At 38.8% G+C, this 3,718-nt stretch carries 4 protein-coding genes; 2 read left to right on the top strand and 2 right to left on the bottom strand.

Going from position 1 to position 3,718, the window contains the following annotated elements; genetic code table 11:
• On the bottom strand, positions 1-1,028 hold a 1,028-nt coding region (locus E1171_RS05130), incomplete at its 3' end, for an amidohydrolase family protein (protein WP_155204742.1).
• A gap of 184 nt (positions 1,029-1,212) precedes the next feature.
• Positions 1,213-1,731, bottom strand: a complete 519-nt coding sequence (locus E1171_RS05135) for a 3-hydroxyanthranilate 3,4-dioxygenase (protein ID WP_155204744.1) — start codon at positions 1,729-1,731, stop codon at positions 1,213-1,215.
• A 137-nt stretch (positions 1,732-1,868) separates the two neighbouring features.
• On the opposite strand from E1171_RS05135, the gene E1171_RS05140 reads away from it, so the two are divergent.
• Together E1171_RS05140 and E1171_RS05145 are read left to right on the top strand one after the other, a co-directional pair.
• Positions 1,869-2,657, top strand: a complete 789-nt coding sequence (locus tag E1171_RS05140; RefSeq protein WP_155204746.1) for an SDR family oxidoreductase — start codon at positions 1,869-1,871, stop codon at positions 2,655-2,657.
• Positions 2,658-2,769: 112 nt separating this feature from the next.
• Positions 2,770-3,718: dipeptidase (locus E1171_RS05145; protein WP_155204748.1), on the top strand; the 949-nt coding region annotated here is incomplete at its 3' end.

The following is a 3,718-nucleotide window of genomic DNA, read 5'->3' on the forward strand; positions in this document are numbered from 1 at the left end:
TTCAAAGACTCGAAATGATCGATGGGTAATCCTAGCCAATCTAGTGCATTATGAGCTAAGAGTTTTGCTTTTAAAGAGTCCTCCAAAGGCATAGACTCTATCAAACTTCCAGCATAATGCTCCCCTAATGGAAATGGGTAATCAGTTCCCAAGGCAATTTTTTCTTCTCCTACCACTTTAATCAAAAGCTCAAGGGCTTCTGGAGCATGAACCAGGGAATCCACATAAAATTTCCCCAAATAGTTGCTCGGATGCACAGGATTATCCACTGCACAAAGGTCAGGGCGGACTTCAAAACCATGTGCAACACGTCCTGCTGTGGCAGGAAAAGCACCTCCTCCATGTGCAAAAGCAACTCTTAAACTTGGAAGTTTTTCAAAAATACCACCAAAAATCATAGAACAAATAGCACGGGAAGTTTCGGCCGGCATACCTACCAGCCAAGGAAGCCAATATTTACTCATGTCTTCTTTACCCATCATATCCCAGGGGTGCACAAAAATAGCTGCTCCTAACTCTTCAGCTGCTTCAAAAATAGGAAATAACTCAGGTGCATCCAGGTTCCATTGATTAATGTGCGAGCCGATCTGAACACCAGCCATGCCCAATTCTTTTATGCAGCGTTCAAGCTCTTTAATTGCCAAATCGGGAGCCTGCATAGGGATGGTACCTAGCCCCACAAAACGATCCGGATAATCGGCCACTATTCCTGCAATATGATCATTCAAAATTTTGGAAAGATCCAAAGTATGGTCCGGATTTGCCCAATAACTAAACATCACAGGCACGGTAGAAAGCACCTGAACGCCAACTTTCTGATGGTTACACTCTTGCATTCTCTGAACTGGATCCCAACAATTATCTTGAATTTCCCGGAAAAATTTATCATCCATCATCATTCGGGCACAACAAGGCTTATGATGTTCCAGGCGAATAAACCCTCCATAACCGTAACGCTCCTTCAAATCCGGCCATTTTTCAGGCAAAATATGGGTATGTATGTCTATTTTAAAAAAATTATTATCCATAAAACTTTGTGCTACTTTATTTAATGTACGAATTGAAGATTAAAAAATAATTTCATAATGTCCGAAGGATAGGTATAATTAATTCCAAAAATCCTAAGTTTCTTAACCCCCATCTTGACTCCAATTTCGATACTTCTAGTTCCCAATTATATGTTCTAATCCTGTTTATTTGAGAGGGACCTAACTACTTAGGTTTTTCCATGGTGGTTCCGCACTTTTCACATTGTCGAAGTTCTTCTGAACTAAAAAAATGATTCATAATAGGGGGAAGTTGTTTTACAATATCAGTTAGTTCAAGATACTCTTCGTAAAGTTTATGATTACAATTTTCACAAAACCACATAAATCCATCTTTTTGCCCCTCTTTTCGATATACTTCCAACACTAATCCCACCGTATTTGCCGGACGCTGGGGAGAATGAGGTATTTTTGGTGGCAAGAGGAACATATCTCCTTCCTTAATGGGAATGTCCACAGCCTCACCATTCTCAATTATTTTTAATACAATATCCCCTTCAAGTTGTAAAAACAACTCCTCGGTTTCATTATAATGATAATCTTTTCGAGCATTAGGACCTCCTACCACCATCACAATGAAGTCTTCATTCCCTACATATACCTGTTGGTTTCCCACGGGAGGTTTTAACAAATGCCGATGCTCATTAATCCATTGATTAAAGTTAAAGGGTCTTTTAATTGTCATAATTTTAATTACATTTACAGGACTATAGCTCCCGTTCAATTTAGGAAATTTCAAACGTTTTAAAAATTTTTTTTACCTTCCTGAGTTGTAATCAAGTTTTTTCAAAGTTTAAACATTAAAGTTATCGTCTTAAAATCATGGAATTAGGCCTAAAAGGAAAAAGAGCACTGGTTTGCGGAAGCACACAGGGCATTGGAAAAGCAGTGGCTGAAGAATTAGCTTTACTAGGTGCACATATAACATTAATTGCCAGAAGTGAAGATAAATTGAAAGAGGTTTTAAGTAATTTATCCAGAAGTGAAGAGCAAATGCATGATTACATTTGTGCAGATTTCAGCCAACCTCAACAATTGAAATTAGCTTTGGAAAAAAATATGGCCCAAAACCCACAAGTAGAGATCCTCATTAACAATACAGGAGGCCCTGCTGGGGGACCAGCAATTGATGCCGATATTGAAGCTTTTACGGATGCTTTTTCAAAGCACTTAATTTGCAACCAAATCCTTACGCAGGCGGTTGTTCCCTCCATGAAATCGGCTGGATACGGACGAATTATTAACATTATTTCCACATCCGTGAAACAGCCTATTAAAGGCCTTGGCGTTTCGAACACAATCCGTGGGGCCGTAGCCAATTGGTCGAAAACCCTATCCGTTGAGCTAGGCCCTTTTGGAATTACAGTTAATAATGTATTGCCAGGCACAACCCGTACAGCTCGTTTAGATGTTATCCTGGAAAACAAAGCCAAGAAGGAAAATAAAAGTCTTGAGCAGGTGGAAAAGGATATGAAAGCAGAAGTTCCTGCAGGCCGTTTTGGAATAGCAACCGAAATAGCAGCAGCAGCTGCCTTTTTAGCTACTCCTGCTGCCGCCTATATCAATGGAATTAATTTGCCAGTAGATGGGGGAAGAACCAGTTCTTTATAAAATGAAAGCTTAAAACCGTATTGATTTTTATAGTTTTTAAATTAAAAACCAATTACTAATTATTTTTGGGAAAAAGTTCCCAACCAGTATTTTTTAAAACCCTCGTCAAATCATGAAAACCCTTCAACCCGTTTTTGATCTACACTGTGATTTATTGTCTTTTATGGCTTCTCAAAAAGGAGCTTCAATCAACAGTCCAGATATCGGCTGTTCATTACCTTTCTTAAAAGCGGGTAATGTCAAAGGCCAGGTCTTAGCCATCTATTCTCCGGTTAAATCGGGAAGTACAGATTTCGCTTTAAAACAAAGTCAAATATTTAAAAATTTACTCAAAGATTTTGAGCAGGAATTAAAACCTCTCCTATCCAGAGAGGCGTTTCATGAAGTGCTGGACAGTAATAAAACAGGAATCATCGCTTCAATTGAAAGTGCTGCTGGATTATGCGAAGAGGATCAGTCTCTAGATCAGTGTTTTTCAAACTTGGAGGAAATCATTAAAAACACCGGAAGATTAATTTACATTAGCCTGACTCACCATGAGGAAAATAGATTTGGAGGAGGAAATTATACCTCAACAGGCCTGAAAGACGACGGGGAAGTTTTACTTGATTATTTGCATGAAAAAAAGATAGCAATCGACCTTTCCCATACTAGTGACGCCCTAGCTTACGGCATTTTGGATCATATTGATAAAAAAGGACTTGATATTCCAGTTATTGCAAGTCATTCCAACTTTAGACCTATATTTGATCACCCCAGAAACCTTCCTGATGAATTAGTTCAAGAAGTTATTAATCGAAATGGCTTAATTGGGATGAATTTTCTTCGAGCCTTTCTTCACCCCGATGACCCTGAGGCACTCTATGATCATATTAAGTATGGCCTTAAATCCGAAGCTACCGATTGTCTGGCATTTGGAGCTGATTATTTTAATGTAAAACAACATCCAGATAAAAGCCGCATACCATTTTACTCCAAAGAACTGGAAAATGCTGGGATGTTCCCTTCTATCCTCAAGAAAATAGGTTCAGAAATGAGCGAGGAGTTTGCGGCAAAGATTA

It is taken from the genome of Xanthovirga aplysinae (assembly GCF_009711365.1).
GTDB classification, from domain to species: domain Bacteria; phylum Bacteroidota; class Bacteroidia; order Cytophagales; family Cyclobacteriaceae; genus Xanthovirga; species Xanthovirga aplysinae.